Annotated in this window: 13 protein-coding genes and 1 tRNA gene; 12 read left to right on the forward strand and 2 right to left on the reverse strand. The window is 41.8% G+C overall.

Going from position 1 to position 17,177, the window contains the following annotated elements:
- Positions 1–92 precede the first annotated feature (92 nt).
- From AAC006_RS17105 to AAC006_RS17120, 4 genes are all read left to right on the forward strand, one after another.
- Positions 93–581, forward strand: coding sequence for a hypothetical protein (locus tag AAC006_RS17105; RefSeq protein WP_339891987.1), 489 nt, complete (start codon positions 93–95; stop codon positions 579–581).
- Between the two features lie 156 nt (positions 582–737).
- A complete protein-coding gene (locus tag AAC006_RS17110) occupies positions 738–959 on the forward strand; it encodes a helix-turn-helix domain-containing protein (RefSeq protein WP_339891989.1) in 222 nt (73 codons plus the stop codon).
- 77 nt (positions 960–1,036) lie between these two features.
- Complete coding sequence (locus AAC006_RS17115) at positions 1,037–2,035, forward strand: replication initiation factor domain-containing protein (protein ID WP_339891990.1); 999 nt, start codon at positions 1,037–1,039, stop codon at positions 2,033–2,035.
- Positions 2,032–3,207 (forward strand): tyrosine-type recombinase/integrase, encoded by a 1,176-nt coding sequence (locus AAC006_RS17120; RefSeq protein WP_339891991.1) that lies wholly within the window; start codon positions 2,032–2,034, stop codon positions 3,205–3,207. Before AAC006_RS17115 ends, AAC006_RS17120 begins: the two co-directional genes overlap by 4 nt.
- A gap of 69 nt (positions 3,208–3,276) precedes the next feature.
- Here the strand turns inward: AAC006_RS17120 and AAC006_RS17125 are convergent, their stop codons facing one another.
- Complete coding sequence (locus AAC006_RS17125) at positions 3,277–4,683, reverse strand: hypothetical protein (protein ID WP_339891993.1); 1,407 nt, start codon at positions 4,681–4,683, stop codon at positions 3,277–3,279.
- A 762-nt stretch (positions 4,684–5,445) separates the two neighbouring features.
- Between AAC006_RS17125 and AAC006_RS17130 the strand changes: the two genes are divergently transcribed.
- From AAC006_RS17130 to AAC006_RS17160, 7 genes are all read left to right on the forward strand, one after another.
- Positions 5,446–7,749: a DEAD/DEAH box helicase family protein gene (locus AAC006_RS17130; protein WP_339891995.1), complete on the forward strand. Its 2,304-nt coding sequence runs from the start codon at positions 5,446–5,448 to the stop codon at positions 7,747–7,749.
- A gap of 1 nt (position 7,750) precedes the next feature.
- Entirely contained in the window at positions 7,751–9,604 is a 1,854-nt protein-coding gene (locus tag AAC006_RS17135; RefSeq protein WP_339891996.1) for an AAA family ATPase, read from the forward strand.
- On the forward strand, positions 9,604–11,082 hold the full coding sequence (locus AAC006_RS17140) for an N-6 DNA methylase (RefSeq protein ID WP_339891998.1): 1,479 nt from the start codon (positions 9,604–9,606) through the stop codon (positions 11,080–11,082). Before AAC006_RS17135 ends, AAC006_RS17140 begins: the two co-directional genes overlap by 1 nt.
- Before the next feature lie 2 nt (positions 11,083–11,084).
- The gene (locus tag AAC006_RS17145) at positions 11,085–12,299 is read left to right on the forward strand and encodes a restriction endonuclease subunit S (protein ID WP_339892000.1); all 1,215 of its coding nucleotides are present in this window, start codon (positions 11,085–11,087) and stop codon (positions 12,297–12,299) included.
- A 9-nt stretch (positions 12,300–12,308) separates the two neighbouring features.
- On the forward strand, positions 12,309–13,451 hold the full coding sequence (locus tag AAC006_RS17150) for an SIR2 family protein (RefSeq protein ID WP_339892002.1): 1,143 nt from the start codon (positions 12,309–12,311) through the stop codon (positions 13,449–13,451).
- A 1-nt stretch (position 13,452) separates the two neighbouring features.
- Positions 13,453–15,195: an ATP-binding protein gene (locus tag AAC006_RS17155; protein ID WP_339892004.1), complete on the forward strand. Its 1,743-nt coding sequence runs from the start codon at positions 13,453–13,455 to the stop codon at positions 15,193–15,195.
- A gap of 114 nt (positions 15,196–15,309) precedes the next feature.
- Positions 15,310–15,591, forward strand: a complete 282-nt coding sequence (locus AAC006_RS17160) for a hypothetical protein (RefSeq protein ID WP_339892006.1) — start codon at positions 15,310–15,312, stop codon at positions 15,589–15,591.
- A gap of 370 nt (positions 15,592–15,961) precedes the next feature.
- On the opposite strand, the gene AAC006_RS17165 is transcribed toward AAC006_RS17160, so the two are convergent.
- Positions 15,962–16,038: transfer RNA gene (locus AAC006_RS17165), tRNA-Ile, on the reverse strand.
- A 335-nt stretch (positions 16,039–16,373) separates the two neighbouring features.
- On the opposite strand from AAC006_RS17165, the gene AAC006_RS17170 reads away from it, so the two are divergent.
- Positions 16,374–17,171 carry an MbnP family protein gene (locus tag AAC006_RS17170; RefSeq protein ID WP_208804142.1) on the forward strand — a complete coding sequence of 266 codons (798 nt, stop codon included), beginning with the start codon at positions 16,374–16,376 and terminating at the stop codon, positions 17,169–17,171.
- Positions 17,172–17,177 lie beyond the last annotated feature (6 nt).

The raw sequence follows: 17,177 nt of genomic DNA on the forward strand, positions 1-17,177 counted from the left end.
ACTCTTTACCATGCCGGTCAAAAACTAATCACGAAAGATCAACAGGCCTTAGGAATCAAGCCATAAACTCATTTCACAAACGAAAAGATTAAATGACTGAATTATCTAATACAGAACTTGATAACATTGATGAAGTAATGAACGACATCATGGAAAAAAAGACTTTTATTGAACACTCCTATTCAACCTACAGAGAGGCCAAAGGCCGTGATAAGCAAGATATTGCTAACTATGATTATAATTCGGTGTGTAAAAACGCAATTTCGGCGATTGATAACAGCTTTAACCTGCTACTGAGCTATTTTCCCTCTGAAGTTGAAGAGAGGATAAAAGGCAGTAGCGAAGATGAAATGAGTAACTCGCTGAAGCTCGCGATTCTTCTGAACAATGAAGTAAATAACTTTAAGGCGGATGGTTCGACAAAAAGAACCTTTAAGCAAAGGGCAGATACTATCTTATCGTCAGAAACGTTTCGAAAGTATGCAAAAGCCGAAGGCATAGATCCTGATATTGAAGGTGCTGCAAGGGAAGAACTTCTCAAACTTATCAATAAAGGCAAACCTACAACAAAGATTTACTAAAAATATACCCCTATGTGTTTTGGTCAATAAAATCGAGGCCTAGAGCATATACACCCCCCCTGTTTTTTCATAAGGGGGGGTACCCCTTCCTACTATTTACCACTTCTTTATCGTTGTTAAATCTACGGGCATTTTAATCAAACTAAGAGAGCCCAAATGAAAACAACACCACAAACAAAACTTCTATCACCTCAAGAAGTAGCAGAACAACTGGGCGTTACGCTAAACACGCTCGCAGTATGGCGCTGCCACGGCTCAAGTTCATTGTCTTATGTAAAAATAGGTCGCTGTGTGCGCTATCGTGCGGAAGATGTCGAAGCGTTTATCAATGCACATAGGTTTTATCATGCGGATAAGCCGGTGAGCGCTTGTGACTAACACCTCAATTAATGCCAGTCGATCTATATCGATAATAACCAGATCATTGAATACACAAAATATTGAGGTAGAAGCGTATGAATAAAGGTGTAGAGCCCGAATTTGTAGCTGAGAATTACGGGAAGCTTAATCCCGAACAACCCCCTGTCTTTATCGACTTTCTTAAACTCAGGGTAGATGATATTGAAGCGCCAAATTCTTACTTTGAAATGATTGCGCTTCAGTTACTCAAATACAGTTTACTAATTAGTCACAGGCAGTGTAATCGAAGTCGAGGTTACGACTGCGCCTACAAGATCGTTACAACAACTCAAATACAAACTGTTGTGGGTAAGATAGAGTACAGCGGACGATATAATAGGGTACTGCTTGAATTGACTGGTCTTGGATGTGCCTGTATCGAAAAGGTCGAGCCAGATTACATTTGGTTGCAGGCGCTAGTTGCCCAACCAGCAGTAACTATACGGCGTATAGATTTGGCGCTAGATGATGAAAATGGACTATATCAAATTGAAAAAATTGATAAGGACTATTCGCGAGGCCGCTTTAATGCCGAAAGTGGTAAGCGCCCCAAAAAAGAAAACCTAGGAAACAAGGTAGAAGGGAGAACTCGTTATATCGGAGGCCCAACCGCATATAAACGAGGCCGCTTTTATGAAAAAGGTAAACAGCTAAAGCTTGCGCATTGCAGACCCTGGATGCGCCATGAAGTTAGGTTTGTCTCAAATGATCGCGACCGAATACCAGATGAAGCTATTCGTAATCGAGCAGATTATTTCTACAGTGCATTTCCAAGAGCATTGCGGAAGTTGTTAGGCAAGCACACCGTAATCCCTGTTACTGAGCGTTTCATGCGTGAATATGTGAGTGATATATCGACTAGAGTGACCAGTTGTAAACGCCAATATGGCCCGCTTATAGGAACGCTAACCGAACATCATGGTGCAACAGCAACGTGCGAAATGTTGTCTCGCATGGGAAGAAGTAAGGTTATCGAGCTCCCACCTTTTATTGATGAAGTTTCGTTAGCTGATTGCACCGATATTATTGCTCTGCAATCGGGTAAAGCCATATGAAATACACTAAGTTCACAGATGGCTTACTTCGCCAGGCAAGTAAAGAAAGTTTTGTTTTCCGAGACGTTACTGTTCCGCAACTGCAATTCCGTCCAGCAAAGGCTCACCGAAAAGTTGGCTATTTTCACTGCTTATATTCAGAAGGTGGAGTGTCTACGAGTAAAGCATTAGGTGAATATCCAATTGTTAATTTGCAAGAGGCACGTAAACAGGCAAGAAAGTGGCTAGTAGAGCAACACGCAAAGCGATACAAGTTGAGCAGCGTTGAACGATTTACAAACGTGGGTGATCTACTAGATTGGTATCAGTCAAACATCGCACAGCAGGAACTTACTTCGCTCCGTACGATAAAGAATAAATCACATAGAGTTGAAAGTCTTTTACGCCCGTATTTATCTGAAGTTGGTATATCAGATTGTTCTTCGCAGCTTTTAGATAAAGCCTGGTTAAGGCCATTAAACAATAGGTTTTCACCGAGCACGCTGCGGGGCGCATTCCAAACCTTGAAAGCTGCGTTTAAGCAAGCGCATGGGCTTCGCTATATAGATGAAAATCCTTTGTCGGACCTTAGCTTCACAATGCTGTTACCAGCTTCGATTAAACCTAAAAAAGCAGCACTCGCTGGATTACCTTTAAGCGAGGTTATAAAACAATTTCAACATTTTAGTCCTCCAGACCGTTTTCTATGTTTGCTTTGTCTGGGCTTTCTTACACGTAATACCGAAACAGTAATGGCGCGGTGGAGGGACTTTGATACTCAGATAATGTCTTGGAGTATACCTGAAGAGCACACTAAAACGGGTGCAGCACTTACCTTGCCACTATCATCATATTCCCTCAAGTGGCTAGCGGACTACAAACGACAACAGCGGCGGTATTGCCGCAGTCGCTTTTTATTTCCGGTAAAGCAGGGGCGTAGCAGTTGGTCTTCTAGTTATGCGGCGCAAAGAATCATGAAAGCAAGTAGAGGAAGATTTACTCTTCACGATCTGCGTAAGTATGGTTCAACATATTTGCGCGATAGCGGTGTTGACTACTACTTGGTAGAGCGATTACTCAACCATAAAAAGACAAACTTAGACGCGACATATATCCATACGACCTTACGTGCGCCTCTGATGGAAGTAATCGAGTGCTGGCACCGGAATATTAGTGAAGTAATAAAATCATAGTGAACGCTTTTAAATTAGCACTTTTAATTGTACCTCTGGCTTGATGAGGAAAGTCACGCCTAGCATTTCTCAGGTATCTAAGTGAAGCTTTCCATCCTCAATTGAAATGAAGCCGTTTTGCTCCCCAGCAACTAAAATAGGGCGAAAACTTCGACCATCTACTTGTAACGCTTTATAGAGTTTTTGAGTTGTTATTCCAGGTGTATCTTTAACTAGTTTCAACACGAGAGGCCATTTGTTATAAAAACCTATGAAAGCCATCAGCCTTTCATCATATACAGAAAACTTATCTATATACGGTGCACATAGGCGGAGGATATCTTCTCGCTGATAGACAACTGCGGCATGAAAGATATAACGTACGACGTCTGAGATTCCAGTCTGCAGCATTTCATAGTTTTCTTCGTCGACTGATATCTCAAGTTGACCGTTTGTAACTTCAGATGCCCTAATTCGCCCATCTAATTGAGATGCTATTACCCACTCGATTTCGTCATGCTCTGAAAAGTGGAGTTCATTCTTAGTTTGGTGGTATTTAAAAATAACTTCTACGTAGGTTGCTAATTGTTCGATTCTTTTTATGACAAAGTCAAAAAAACTATTGTGAATACGTATTCTATTATCACCCAGTCGACATGCAGCTTTTAAATGAAAACCACTCCATTGATACCACTGATGCGCAATCAGCAAAGCGCTTCCCAAGTATTCACTTATAAATGCGGTATTTTTTCTTCTGTTTATTTCTAAACATACTTTTTTCCATTCCCTAAGTAGCGCACTGACGTCACAAGTATCTGCTAATGCCAATTTTGCCTTAAATTCAGAGTAATTAGTTATGTGATTAAATTTGGGATTACTATCAAAGGGCTGTAATGGGGAATGTTTACGACTGCCGGCGAGATGAAAAAGGCAATATTCTCTCGTTGCAACAACGAACTCCCAATCGAGTATAGTAGTTTCTCGATGTTCCAACACTTGCGAAGTGACTAAGTCTAATGCGCAAAATCTGTTGAACGAGAGCAATTCATCTACAGTCTTTAAATAGCCTTTAGGTAAGCTCCAGAGCAATCCCTGGACTAGGCTGCTTCTTAAACCAGCGAGGTCTGGAAAATGTTTTGATATGAACTTTTCAGGCTTTTTGCTGATTATGAAATGTTCGTAGAGTTGACTGATCGTAGAATCTCTGTAAATAGAGTGACTTTCTTCTATCAGCTTATGAACATAGTTAATACATGGTTCAAACTGAGCCCATACCTTTTTAAATGAACGACTGTATATATTAAATGATGAGGGCTCTTGGCCGTCGGGATAGCTCAGCATAATCAAGTCGAATAGAGTAATTATGCCAGGTGAATTACGGGCTAAGCTTTTTCCTAAATCTGTTATGGGTAGGCTTTCAATTTTAAGCTGGAGTTCAGGGAATGCTTCTACCGCAGCTTTATGGATGTCCTTAATGTTAAAGCTTGGAGGTAACAATTGGTGAATCCTTTCTGTGAACGTTATAGATGATTAAAATATAAAAGTTTGAACTGGTCAATTTTGCTTTAGAGCTTTACGTTTATGCGCGTTAGCGCCTATCAATGGTATTCGGTAAGGGGTATTTTTAAATGTCAGTATTATTTCTGTTTTCATGAACAATTGCAGACCGCTACATTTGTCACTTGTTCTTTCCTAAATAGGAACGTTGCTAAATCTTCTAATAAGAGATTTAGCAATTCAGCGGAATGTTAGAAAGACTACGAAGAGTTTAAGTTAAAATTAGTAGCCTATTCGTGGTGAAAATAGTACAGCGGAGTGGACGTGTTAGTTTTAGAACACCTTTTATAACAAAGGCTGTAGAAGAATCTAGTGCAAGTAACCGTGGTGCAATACGTGCTAGCGTGAGGGGGGCTGGTTTTTGGCATTTCATGTGGGTAAATTCAGTGATTACAGGCAAAGAAGTTGATAGTGCGCACGACCTACTTTTTATGGAAACGATTAGAAGCTTATTATTAAACTCAAAATTATTCGATAACCTCAAAATGTTGAATAGCCCGAAGCGTGGAAAACGGGCTAAGGCGTAAAGAGGCTGGTTACCCAATGAAGAACCATTGATAATTAACTAGCCTAAGGTGTAAGACGTCGACGACAAATAGTATTTCTCATTAAAAGATGTGTAATATAGTCATGGTTTTACCATCGGTTTTGACGACTGTGGTTTAAAGTGTGGAAGTAGCGTTGAGTTACAAGGAGTGACGAGTGAGTTCAGAAGCAGATACTAGAGCAAATTACATTGACCCAGCGTTAAAAGCTGCACATTGGCAACCGAACAATATCATTCGAGAACACTACTTCACCGATGGCCGCAAGCTTGCTGGAGGCGCTCGTGGTCGTCGCTGTTTTGTCGATTATCTGCTTTATAAGGACAATCGTTACCTTGCTGTGGTTGAAGCAAAGAAAGAGTCTGAGCATCCAACCAAAGGTCTCCAACAAGCTATCGATTATGCCAAGAAGCTATTAGTTCGCTTTGTTTATTCTAGTAATGGTAAACAAACTTATGAATTTGATTTAGAAACCGGCAAAGGCGACTACGTCGAGTTTTATCCTACACCCCAAGAGCTCGAAAATCGTTACGCGGGCGTTAACTCTGACTTAGGACAACAACTGCGTAATGTACCCTTCCATTTAGAAGGAGCAATGCAGCCGCGTTATTACCAAGAATTAGCCGTGCATGCAGCCACAGATGCTATTGGAAAGGGCGAACCACGAGTGTTGTTAACACTGGCTACTGGAACAGGTAAGACGTTTATTGCCTTTCAAATTGTCCATAAACTATTTCAGTCGAGGTGGAACAGAGAATCTTCGGGAACACGTAGACCAAGAATTTTGTTTTTAGCAGATCGCAATATTTTGGCTGACCAAGCTATTAACACGTTCAATCCTTACGAAAAAGATATCATCAAAATAAACGGTGAAGAAGTGCGTAAGCGCGGCGGTATCGTGCCAACAAATGCGCATATCTTTTTTGCGATATATCAAGCCATTGCAGAGCGCGAGAATATTGAAGGTTATTATAAAGCGTACCCGAGTGATTTTTTTGACCTTGTAATGATTGACGAGTGTCACCGTGGCAGTGCCAATGAAACAGGCTCTTGGCGAGCCATACTCGATCATTTTGGTAGTGCGGTACATGTAGGTCTTACTGCCACACCAAAACGTGAAGCCAACGTGGATACTTATGACTATTTTGGCAAACCTGCTTTTGAGTATTCCTTAAAAGATGGCATTAACGACGGCTTCCTAACGCCATACCGCGTTAAACGAGTACGCACCAATTTAGATGAGTTGGTGCTGACTGGAGACGATAAAATAATTGAAGGTGAGTCTGGTCAAGACGTCTATCAGGTTGAAGATTACGACAAAAAAATTGTTGTAGATGATCGTACGGAGCTTGTCGCAAAAGCTATATTGGATAATACCAATCCATTAGAAAAAACTATCGTCTTCTGCGAAAACCAAAATCATGCACTTACGATGCGTGATATGATCAACAAACATAAAAAAGTAAAAGACTCACACTACTGTGTTCGTGTTACGAGTGATGAGGGTAAAATCGGCCGCGAACTTTTAGAGAAGTTTCAAGATAATGATAAAGACATTCCCACTATCATAACCTCATCGCAAATGCTAACCACAGGTGTAGATGCGCGTAACGTACGAAACGTGGTACTAGATAGAACCGTTGGTTCAATGGTGGAGTTTAAGCAAATAGTCGGTCGCGGGACTCGTGTTTTTGATGGTAAAGACTACTTCACTATTATTGACTTTCGCGGTGCAACTAATAAGTTTTACGACAAAGATTGGGATGGAGAGCCTGAGGCGCCAGAGCCTGGTGGTACAGGGGAACCCAAACCACCTCCTTACTCGCCGCAGCCTCCGGGAGAAGGACCTCTTCCTGAACCAGGGGAACCAAAGTTAAAAGTAAAACTGGGTAAACATCGTGAGCTCAAAGTCATAGATATAGAAGTTCGCTACATTGACGAAAATGGTAAACCCCTTACAGTGCAGGAATTTGTAGAGCGTTTGACCACTCAATTACCTGGTTTGTTCAAATCGGTGGAAGAATTACGCCAGATATGGTCGGACCCAGATGAGCGCGAGACGCTTTTAGGTAAATTAGTACAAGCAGGCTTTGATACAGAGCAACTCGCCACCCTGCGGCGGATGTTTGAGGCAGAAGACTGCGATATCTTCGACCTGTTGGCGTTTTTAGCCTTTGAGCAGCCTATGGCAACCCGCAAATCTCGCGCCGATGAAGTGCGTAATAACAGCGCCTTTTTTACACAGTATAAGCAGGAAAAGGCTCAGCGGTTTTTACACTATGTATTAAATCGTTATGAACAAACCGGCAGCACGGAATTATCACGTGAAAGACTACCTGCACTTATCGAGCTATCAGGGTTGGGCACAATTAAAGACGCTTCGACCGCATTCGGTGGAAAGCCGGCTTATTTGCTTGCGGCTTTCAAACAATTACAACAACAGCTTTATTACGTGAACTGAAATGGAATTAACTTTATCCGCTAATCATCTCCATCCGGTAGCGCAATCATTCAAGCTCAATAAATTCTCGGCCTTGATCGGTGAAAATGGATGTGGGAAATCATCTATCCTTCAAACTATTTTTGAAGCTCGTATGGACGAGGAGATGCTAACTGAATGTAAGGTCGTTTGCTTTTCTTCAGGGCACAACGAGCGCTATTCAAGAACGTTTTCGAGTTATTTGAAAAAAGCTAGGAAATCTAAAACTGGGTTGTCATTGCATTGTTTTTACTACGACAAAACTTGGTCTCCACTATTAATTTTTTTGGCCTCTGTTCTCAAGAAACAAGGAAAGGTAAGGGAATTACTGAGGTCTCTAGGCCACGTACAAGAAAGTGATGATCTAGGAGATGATATCAGCTCAGTGCTATCTTGCAGCTTCAGAATTGACCGGCCTTTCGTTCACAAGGTAAAAGCAGCTTTGAAACAAGAAGAAACAGGAGCCCAAGATACAATTCGCACAACCCCCTTTTTTAGAAGTCTATCAAGTTTTATCGCAAATGTGATTGATAAAGATTATGAGTTTGAAGACATAATTTCAAAGCAAATTATCACGGTAACGAGCAAAGAAATCTTTAACACATCTTTCGAGTCTGCTCATATTGAAGGAGGAACTAATGGAATCAGTGATGACCCCGCTGTAACTTTTTTGACTCAAGCTATTGATGCCAACAATCCAATAACGAAGACGAGCCTCCACCTAAGCTTTTGTAACGGCCTATCTCTAGACGAAGTAAGTGATGGGGAATATCAGCTGTTGTTCGTGTATTCACTTTTAGACCTTTTCGATGATGAAAATACTTTGTTCCTTTTTGACGAAGCTGATAGCCATCTTCATTTTAGGAATATTAGTAAACTCTGGGCTAGCGTGGCGAATGCCAAAGGGAAAGCACTCTCGACCACACACTTGCTTGACTCAATATCTGAAATTGGAGTGGAAAATATTCACATAATTAAGCAAGGGCGCATCTTACCTTCTACTGAGAGAAAAGAGTTACAAGCTAGGTTGGAGCAGCTATCCAATATTAATAGGGCAAAGCTGAAGGCTTATGCACTTCATGAGCTTATTGTACTCATGGATAACGAAAACGATTGGGAGATTTTCACCAGGCTCGCTATAAGAAAGTTAGGGCAGGAAAAATACGAGGAAATAAGTTCCCAATTACGAAAGATATGCTGTATTTCCATAGAATCAGGTTGGAATTCTCACACGTCATCGTTTGCAGAAAAAAAACTTAAATGGTTAGAGTCTTTTGTTAGTTACATTGATGGAAGTAATCACAAAGCCAAAAACGTTTGCTTAATTTGTGATAGAGATAGCTTGCCATTAGCTAGTATAGACAACGAAAGCTTACAGCTAAATGGCGGAAAAGGTATTACATCTTCGATAGTAGGAAAATCTAAAATAAATGCTCAAATTTTCGTATGGAGAAGGCGAGAAGTAAAGCACTACCTACTTTCATATACTGCATTGAAACATCATCAGCTTCTTAAAAGTGTTAACAATGACTCTTTAGGCCTAGCTTGCCATCTTCATAAGAACATGAATGGTGACTATCAGTGCTTGGTAGATGAAGAAACTGGCAACAAAGCTCCTTTAGCAACTCAACACCTCGGAGAAAACTTAGACTTTAACGAAGGTCTTGGACAACTTTCATCAGAAAAAGTAAAAAGTATTCTGGACCCGCTAATTAACATCGATGGAAATGGCTTGGACTTCGCTAAACTCCAAGCGTATATCGACCTGATTCCGCCAGACGAAATCAGCGAAGACATCACTAAGATGTACCAGTTTATTAAAGAGAAATTAAGATAATGTCACTACAACAAAAGATTGACCGAATTACCGACATACTGCGCCGCGACGATGGCATTAGCGGGGCTATGCACTATACCGAGCAAACCTCTTGGGTATTGTTCTTGAAGTTTTTGGATGATTACGAGTCAGAAAAAGAAGATGAAGCTGTGCTGTCTGGTAAAGACTATCAACCTGTATTGGATGATGAGCTCCGTTGGTCAAATTGGGCCTGCCCGAAAAATACTGAGGGCAAGCTAGATATCAACAAAATTCGCACGGGCGATGACTTGACCGATTATGTGAATAACGAGTTGTTTCCTTACTTAAAAAGCTTTGCCAACTCTGCCGTTACTGGCTCTGACCCTAAATCCTTCACCTATAAGATTGGCGCCATCTTCCATTATTTAGACAACAAGGTCGCTTCTGGCCATACCTTGCGTGAAGTGTTGGATATTATCGATACGCTGAACTTCCAATCCAGTGATGAAATGTTTGAGCTCTCGCTAGTCTATGAAGGGTTATTGCAAAACATGGGCGATGCTGGTGGCTATGCGGGTGAATTTTACACCCCACGCCCAGTAGTACGCGCCATGATCAAGTCAATTGACCCACAAGCTGGGCAAACCATTTACGATGCAGCGGCTGGCTCGTGCGGATTCCTAGTCGAAGCCTTTGACCACCTGAAAGCAAAAAAGAGTGCGCTTTCTACTGAGCAATGGGACTTTATCCAGCGTGATACCTTCTTTGGCTTTGAAAAAACCTCGCTGGCTTACGTGATGGGTATGATGAACATGATTTTGCATGGCATCGAGTCACCCAACTTATTCCGCGGTAATACCCTGACTCAGAATATACGCGATATTCAGGAAAAAGACCGCTACGACATTATTCTGGCTAACCCGCCATTTGGCGGTAAAGAGAAGTCACAAATTCAGCAAAATTTCCCTATTCAGAGTAACGCGACTGAATTGCTGTTTTTACAGCATTTTATGAAAACCCTAAAGAGTGGTGGCAAGGCTGCCATCGTAGTACCAGAAGGCGTGTTGTTCCAAACCAACAGTGCGTTTAAACAAGTCAAACAAGAACTGCTGGAAAATTTTAACCTCCACACCATTTTAAGCCTGCCCGCTGGCGTATTTTTACCGTACTCGGGTGTTAAAACTAACGTCCTGTTTTTCGATCGCAGCGGCGGCACTAGCGATGTGTGGTTCTATGAATGTGAGCCTGAGCAAAAACTCACCAAAAATAAACCTATCACAGATGGTCATCTAAAAGAGTTTGTGGGGCTGTATAACAGCCGCGAAACTACCGAACGTTCATGGACGGTTTCAGCCAGCAAACTGGCTGAAGATTATGACCTATCCGCCAAAAACCCAGCCAAGCAAAAAGATGCCGAGCATTTAGCGCCAAGCGATATCCTTAAGCAGATACGCACCAAAGAAAAACTGGTGTCAGGCCTATTGGATGAAATTGAAAACCTGTTGACGGAGAAGTAAGCATGGAGCAGGTTTTATATAAACTGCCGGATGGGTGGGAGTGGAGTAATTTAACCGATATCTGCACTCTATCAAGAAAAACAGTGGAACCTAACCCTGAAGAACAATATAACTATATTGGCTTAGAGAACATTGAAAGTAATACCGGGAAAGTTATCAGTGACTCTCCAACAAACGGTTCGGAAATAAGTAGTACAAAAGTTTCGTTCAAGAAAGGGATGGTACTTTATGGAAAGTTAAGACCATATTTAAACAAAGTGGTTGTGGCTAAAATAGATGGAATAGCTACTACAGAAATCATCCCATTTGAATGTTCTGATGCAATCAGTCCAGACTTTTTGGCTTACTATCTTCGCTCTCAGTATTTCGTTGACTTGGCAATGAATAACTGTTCAGGCGCACGAATGCCTAGAGCTACAACCAAACTGTTTACTCAAATAGCCAAAGTACCTATTACTTCAATAACTGAACAAAAACGCATTGTCGAAAAACTCGATGCACTGCTCACCCGCATCGACACCGCCATCGAGCATTTTCAGCAAAGCGTCACGCTGACTGATGAGTTGTCTCAGAATGGGCTTGATGTCTATTTTACTGAACTCACAAAAACAAATCCCGAGTTGCCTTTATTAAAGCTAGTTAATTTCATATCTGGCTATGCATTCAAGAGTGGAGATTTTACTTCGGAGTCGGGAGTTAAGCCGATCAAAATAACCAACGTTGGTGTTACTGAGTTTTCTGAAAGTGCAGAAGAGTTTCTGCCTACTGGCTATGAAATTGAATATCAGAGATTTGCAGCAAAGGCGAACGATATTGTAATTGCATTAACTCGTCCGATAATTAATGGTGGGTTGAAAGTTTGCCGAGTACCTGAATCTTATAGCGGAGCGCTAGTGAATCAGCGTGTAGCCGCAATAACTTCACACAACAAACAAGTATTAGATTTTATTTATCTTTACTTGCAGTCATCCCGCACTAAAAATTATGTATTGGAAAAATCTAAGTCCCTGAATCAGCCGAATTTGTCAATAACAGACCTTAAGAACCTGACGCTTCCATTTCCGGCTGATGATAAGGCCATTGCTAAAGCGGTTGCTGACTGCAACGCTTTGATATCCAAAGCAAGAAAGAGTAAAGCTGAAATTTCTGAAAAAATAATAATGATGCATCAACTAAAAGCATCAATTCTCGATTCCGCCTTTAAAGGCGAACTCTAAGGAGGGAGTATGGCATTCGATACCACGGTTTTTGAACAGAAAGAGTTAAGAGAAGCAATAAACAAGCTTGAAGAGTTACTTTCGCACTCCAAAGCTGTTTTGTTGGGTGCGGGAGCAAGTTTTTGTGCTGGGCTTCCATTAACAAACCAACTAACAGAGAGAGCACTAATAAGTGACAAGCTCTCCGACGATTCAAAGCAGATATTGACTGCCATACAAAACTCTTTTGCTGGCGCAAATCCAGCTTCGCATATAGAAGACTACTTAAGCGAACTCGTAGATTGGCTTGCCATCACCGCTCGCCGATCAAATCGCAACGTAATGGCTAACGATGTATCTATTGGTGGTAATGAATATAATAATGATCAGCTATTAGCAGCGATAAACGAGATAAAACTCGCTATTTTTGACGTAATTAAAGATGATGTAGATTCTGCTGTTCATGAGCGCTTTGTTCAGGCACTGCATCGACCAATGCGACCAGGAAAAGGCAACCTACCGAGTACAATTGATTATCTAGTGATGAACTACGACACGTTAATTGAAGACTCACTTGCACTATCACAATTGAGATATGCCGATGGTCTAGAAGGCGGCGTCTCCGGCTGGTGGAACCCTTCGACGTTTGAACAGAACAATCTTGATGCTCGAGTATTTAAGCTACACGGCTCCATCAATTGGGCTGAACACAGTTCTTCATCAACACCACTGCGTATTGCACCGCATTTAAAGCGCAGCCAAGATCAAGCAGCAAAGATTATGATTTGGCCTGCATCGACTAAATACCGTGAAACTCAGCTCGACCCCTACGCCAATTTAATGCATCGAGCGAGATCAGTTTTGAATCCGGCAGGCGGTAGCCAACGGGTTTTATTGATTGCAGGTTATAGTTTTGGCGATGCCCATATCAATCTAGAAATCGAACGTGGTTTAAGGGCTTCAAATGGCAATTTAACCGTGATTACGTTTACGAGCGACTCTGAGCCTAGTGGTGCGCTGAAAACTTGGCATGAAGACAGCTCAATCAACGAACAAGTACTTATTTTTGCCGATAAAGGTTTTTATCACGCCGACCACAAGGCAACCTCAGAAAATAGCATTGAATGGTGGAAGTTTGAAAACCTAACCCAGATCCTTGAAGGAGGTATTTGATATGGATAACAAATACATAAAACCCATTGAGAATCTCTCTATAGGTAAAATTATTGAGGTAGATGGTTCGCGTATTATCGCCGAACTCGATCCTAGTATTTCAGACTTGTCTCGCGTATTTGCTGGTGAAAACTATCCGATTGGGCAGTTTGGTTCAATCATAAAAGTTCATTTTGGTCGCCGCTCTATTTATGGGTTAGTCAGTCGTTTACGTATGAAGGCGGACTATCAACTAGAAAAAGGCTTACCTGTCGCGTCTTCAGATGAGCGAATAATTGAAGCTGATTTGTTTGGTGAAGGGGAGTGGCGTAGGAAAGGTGAAGATGAGTTTACCCTTGAATTTGAACGTGGCGTCGCTACTTATCCACTTCCACAACAAACCATTTATCTGACACCTAAATCAGAACTAAGGTTTATTTACGGTGATGCCAAAGGTGCTGTTATTCAACTTGGTGAACATGTAGGATCTGGCGGTGCCCCTTGTTACGCAGAACTGAATGAATTGCTAGGTAAGCATACAGCCATCCTAGGCTCCACCGGTGCCGGCAAATCGGGTACTGTGGCGGCAGTTATTCACAGTGTTCTCGAACGTGGGCAGATAGCCAATCATGAGCACTGGCACCCACAAATTATTATCCTTGATCCACACAATGAATACGGCAAAGCGTTCCCGAAACACCAGCGTTTATCGACCGATGAAGGTTCACTAAGACTACCGTATTGGTTACTTGATTTAGAAGAGTCACTGAGTTTGTTTATCGGCAAGACCGAGTTTGCAGCAACCTCACAATCCAACATTGTTAAAAATGCCCTAATAGCGGTTCGTGAGGCAGCAGCTGAACAGCTTGGACTTGATAAGAATCAATTAACGGTTGATTCGCCGATTCCTTATATCATTGGTGACAGCAGCGGACTTGATCACTTTGGAAAAAAGGATGGCGAGCTGTATACAGACGGATTAATCGGAGCTATTAACCAGCAAAGGCCATCTGGTGCGAATAAAAAAGACCACGAAGATTACAGTAAAGTAATTCGCAAGATTGATTCATTGCTAAAAGATGGTCGACTCAAATTTATGATGGAAAACTGGGACGGTGACAAAGATCCGCTACCCGCTATCGTCAATCAATTCTTAACACAAAAAGCCACAGTGCAGATTGTTGATCTTTCGGGTGTACCTAATGAGGTGGCGGGTGTTGCCAGTGCAGCGATTGCACGAATTGTTTTTCAACTTAAAGTTTGGCAAACCGAGGCTGAACGGCAAAATAGCCCTGTGCTTTTGGTTTGTGAAGAGGCACACCGATATGTGCCGAATCGCGGTGAGGCACAGTATGAAGCAGCGCAGTCTGCAATTCGTCGAATTGCGAAGGAAGGCCGTAAGTATGGCGTTGGTTTGATACTCGTGTCTCAGAGACCGAGTGAAGTTGAGGCAACGGTACTGTCGCAATGCAACTCATGGATTGTACTTCGAATAACCAATGATACTGACCGCGAGCATGTTCGTAGCGTACTACCCGACTCTATGTCTGGATTGACAAAGATGCTTTCGGGCTTAAGGCGTCAAGAAGCCATCTTTGTTGGCCAAGCAGCAACATTGCCTACTAGAGTGTTGATTCGTAGCTTATCAGATGAACAATTACCTCGCTCAAATGATGTTGATTTCGACAAGGGTTGGCAGAAAAAAGCTATGACCATTGAGCAAATTAGTACTGTAGCGTCAAAGTGGCGGTATCAGAGAAAATAGAATAAATATCAAGCATTTTGCTCGACCGTAGCGCTTTATATCGATTAACACTGCAAGTGTTGTGTACATTATTGCCGAATACTTTCTTAATGGCTTTTACTACTTCAAATCTAAATGAAGTTAACGAAGAAGGAAAAACGCGCGAAGAAACAGAAGATAGCGCGCAAAGCAAACGTTGCGTTAGAAAGTGAAACAAACATGCTTGTGAATAAAATTAGTGAACGAACCTACAATAACTTAATTAGAAATAAAACTGATACTGCAGAGGATTTAAGTCAAGCTGACATTGGCCCCTTGAGACAGGGATCAGTTCCGGTAGGAGGGGAGAAGTTTACTCCTCCCGAGTACTCAAAAATTATTGATGAATTCGAAGGTACAATGGATGACTGGTATTAACTCATTCTAGATACGCATAATGAAGATGGTTATGAATTTGAATACATTGACTTTGAAGAAGCACTTCTTAAAGCGATAAAACAAAAATTCCCAAATTTACAAGCTAACCTCCACGACAGTTCACTTAATAATGACAAAATTATCGAAATTCTTAGAGAGCATTGTTCAGATGAACTAGTTGAAATGTTCGCAGTTTGCGCAAAACAGAACGATGATTATTGGAGTGGCGAGCTAGAAGCAAAAGGTTTAATTACCTATGGGCTTATTTAATTTCTCAAGAGCTTTAAATAAATTCTATTCCGAAACTGTAGCACATATGTAGCACAGTAAAATATGGTTGGTAAATACTATCGCTTGAAGCTAGGAAAAATGGTGGCCCCACCCTGACTTGAACAGGGGACCTGCCGATTATGAGTCGGATGCTCTAACCAACTGAGCTATGGGGCCATATTTGAAATCGCTTGCTTGAAAACGTGAAACGTATCAATGAAAAGCGAGCGCAAGTATAAGCAGTTTTATTTGCCTTGTCACGCCTAGGGTTAGGCTTTGTGAACAGTTTGCTTTATTTTTGTTCAGCTTTACCTGCATTTGTGATGAATTTGCATTGTTATCACCTTCTTTACCTTGCACGGCCACCTCAATCCTTGACGAGCCAGCCTTATTAGCCTCACTATGATCCTTAGCAACGGGACGTTTATTAGTTATAACCTCTGGGCGAAGGGGTTAACACCACTATACCAAGGTCCTAGCACCTTAAATTCAAACAGGAAGTACAGATAGAAATGAAAATGCACGGGCGTTTAGGTGTCATATTAGCGGTTATTTTAGGGTTGTCGGGCTGCGACAAGCTGGGCTTGAGTGAACGAGAAGTGGGCGAGATCCCATTTACGCTTACGGGCATTGAAAATAGCGCATGCCCATTAATGGTAAAAGTAGGGCCTACAAAATGGCAACTAGATTACTTTGGCTTCTACTTAACCAAACCTGAAGTGCGTATTGACGGTAAATGGCAGCGAGTATCATTTAAGCAAACGCAGTGGCAAACCCAATCTACCGCCTTATTAAAGTTTCATACATTGTGTAGCGCGCCACAAAATGCCAATAATAAAATCATTCTAGATGTATCGGAAGGCCTATTAAAACTGGCGACCAACCTTAGGTTCACAATGGGGCTTCCCTTTGATGTAAACCATACCGACCCTCTAGCTCAAGCATCACCGTTAAATGATACCAGCATGTTTTTAAACAAACAGTCGGGGCATCGTTTCTTACGCCTGGATTTATCTCACGCGGGGGCTAACAATAAACAGTGGCAGTATCATTTGGGCAGTGCTAATTGTGAGTCTGAATCCGCTGATGCAGCGCCTGAAGCATCTTGTGCCTTTACTAACAGGGTAGAATTCATTTTACCGATGACACAGCTCGATAGCGAACTGGCACTTGAGATTTCGGTTTCAAATATACTCGCTCAGGTCGACCTTTTAGAGGCTGATAGCTGTGAATTTGGAAGCCCTGAAGCACAACCATGCAAGCAATTGCTACGTAACTTACTGAATAGACCATGGATAAAGTGGGATTAGGCTCGC

Source organism: uncultured Alteromonas sp. (genome assembly GCF_963976965.1).
Lineage (GTDB): Bacteria > Pseudomonadota > Gammaproteobacteria > Enterobacterales > Alteromonadaceae > Alteromonas > Alteromonas naphthalenivorans.

Excerpts from the sequence above, each read along its gene's own strand:
- AAC006_RS17105 (WP_339891987.1), top strand. The coding sequence starts at position 93 with ATGACTGAATTATCTAATACAGAACTTGATAACATTGATGAAGTAATG.
- AAC006_RS17110 (WP_339891989.1), top strand. The coding sequence starts at position 738 with ATGAAAACAACACCACAAACAAAACTTCTATCACCTCAAGAAGTAGCA.
- AAC006_RS17115 (WP_339891990.1), top strand. The coding sequence starts at position 1,037 with ATGAATAAAGGTGTAGAGCCCGAATTTGTAGCTGAGAATTACGGGAAG.
- AAC006_RS17120 (WP_339891991.1), top strand. The coding sequence starts at position 2,032 with ATGAAATACACTAAGTTCACAGATGGCTTACTTCGCCAGGCAAGTAAA.
- AAC006_RS17135 (WP_339891996.1), top strand. The coding sequence starts at position 7,751 with ATGGAATTAACTTTATCCGCTAATCATCTCCATCCGGTAGCGCAATCA.
- AAC006_RS17140 (WP_339891998.1), top strand. The coding sequence starts at position 9,604 with ATGTCACTACAACAAAAGATTGACCGAATTACCGACATACTGCGCCGC.
- AAC006_RS17145 (WP_339892000.1), top strand. The coding sequence starts at position 11,085 with ATGGAGCAGGTTTTATATAAACTGCCGGATGGGTGGGAGTGGAGTAAT.
- AAC006_RS17150 (WP_339892002.1), top strand. The coding sequence starts at position 12,309 with ATGGCATTCGATACCACGGTTTTTGAACAGAAAGAGTTAAGAGAAGCA.
- AAC006_RS17155 (WP_339892004.1), top strand. The coding sequence starts at position 13,453 with ATGGATAACAAATACATAAAACCCATTGAGAATCTCTCTATAGGTAAA.
- AAC006_RS17160 (WP_339892006.1), top strand. The coding sequence starts at position 15,310 with ATGAAGTTAACGAAGAAGGAAAAACGCGCGAAGAAACAGAAGATAGCG.
- AAC006_RS17170 (WP_208804142.1), top strand. The coding sequence starts at position 16,374 with ATGAAAATGCACGGGCGTTTAGGTGTCATATTAGCGGTTATTTTAGGG.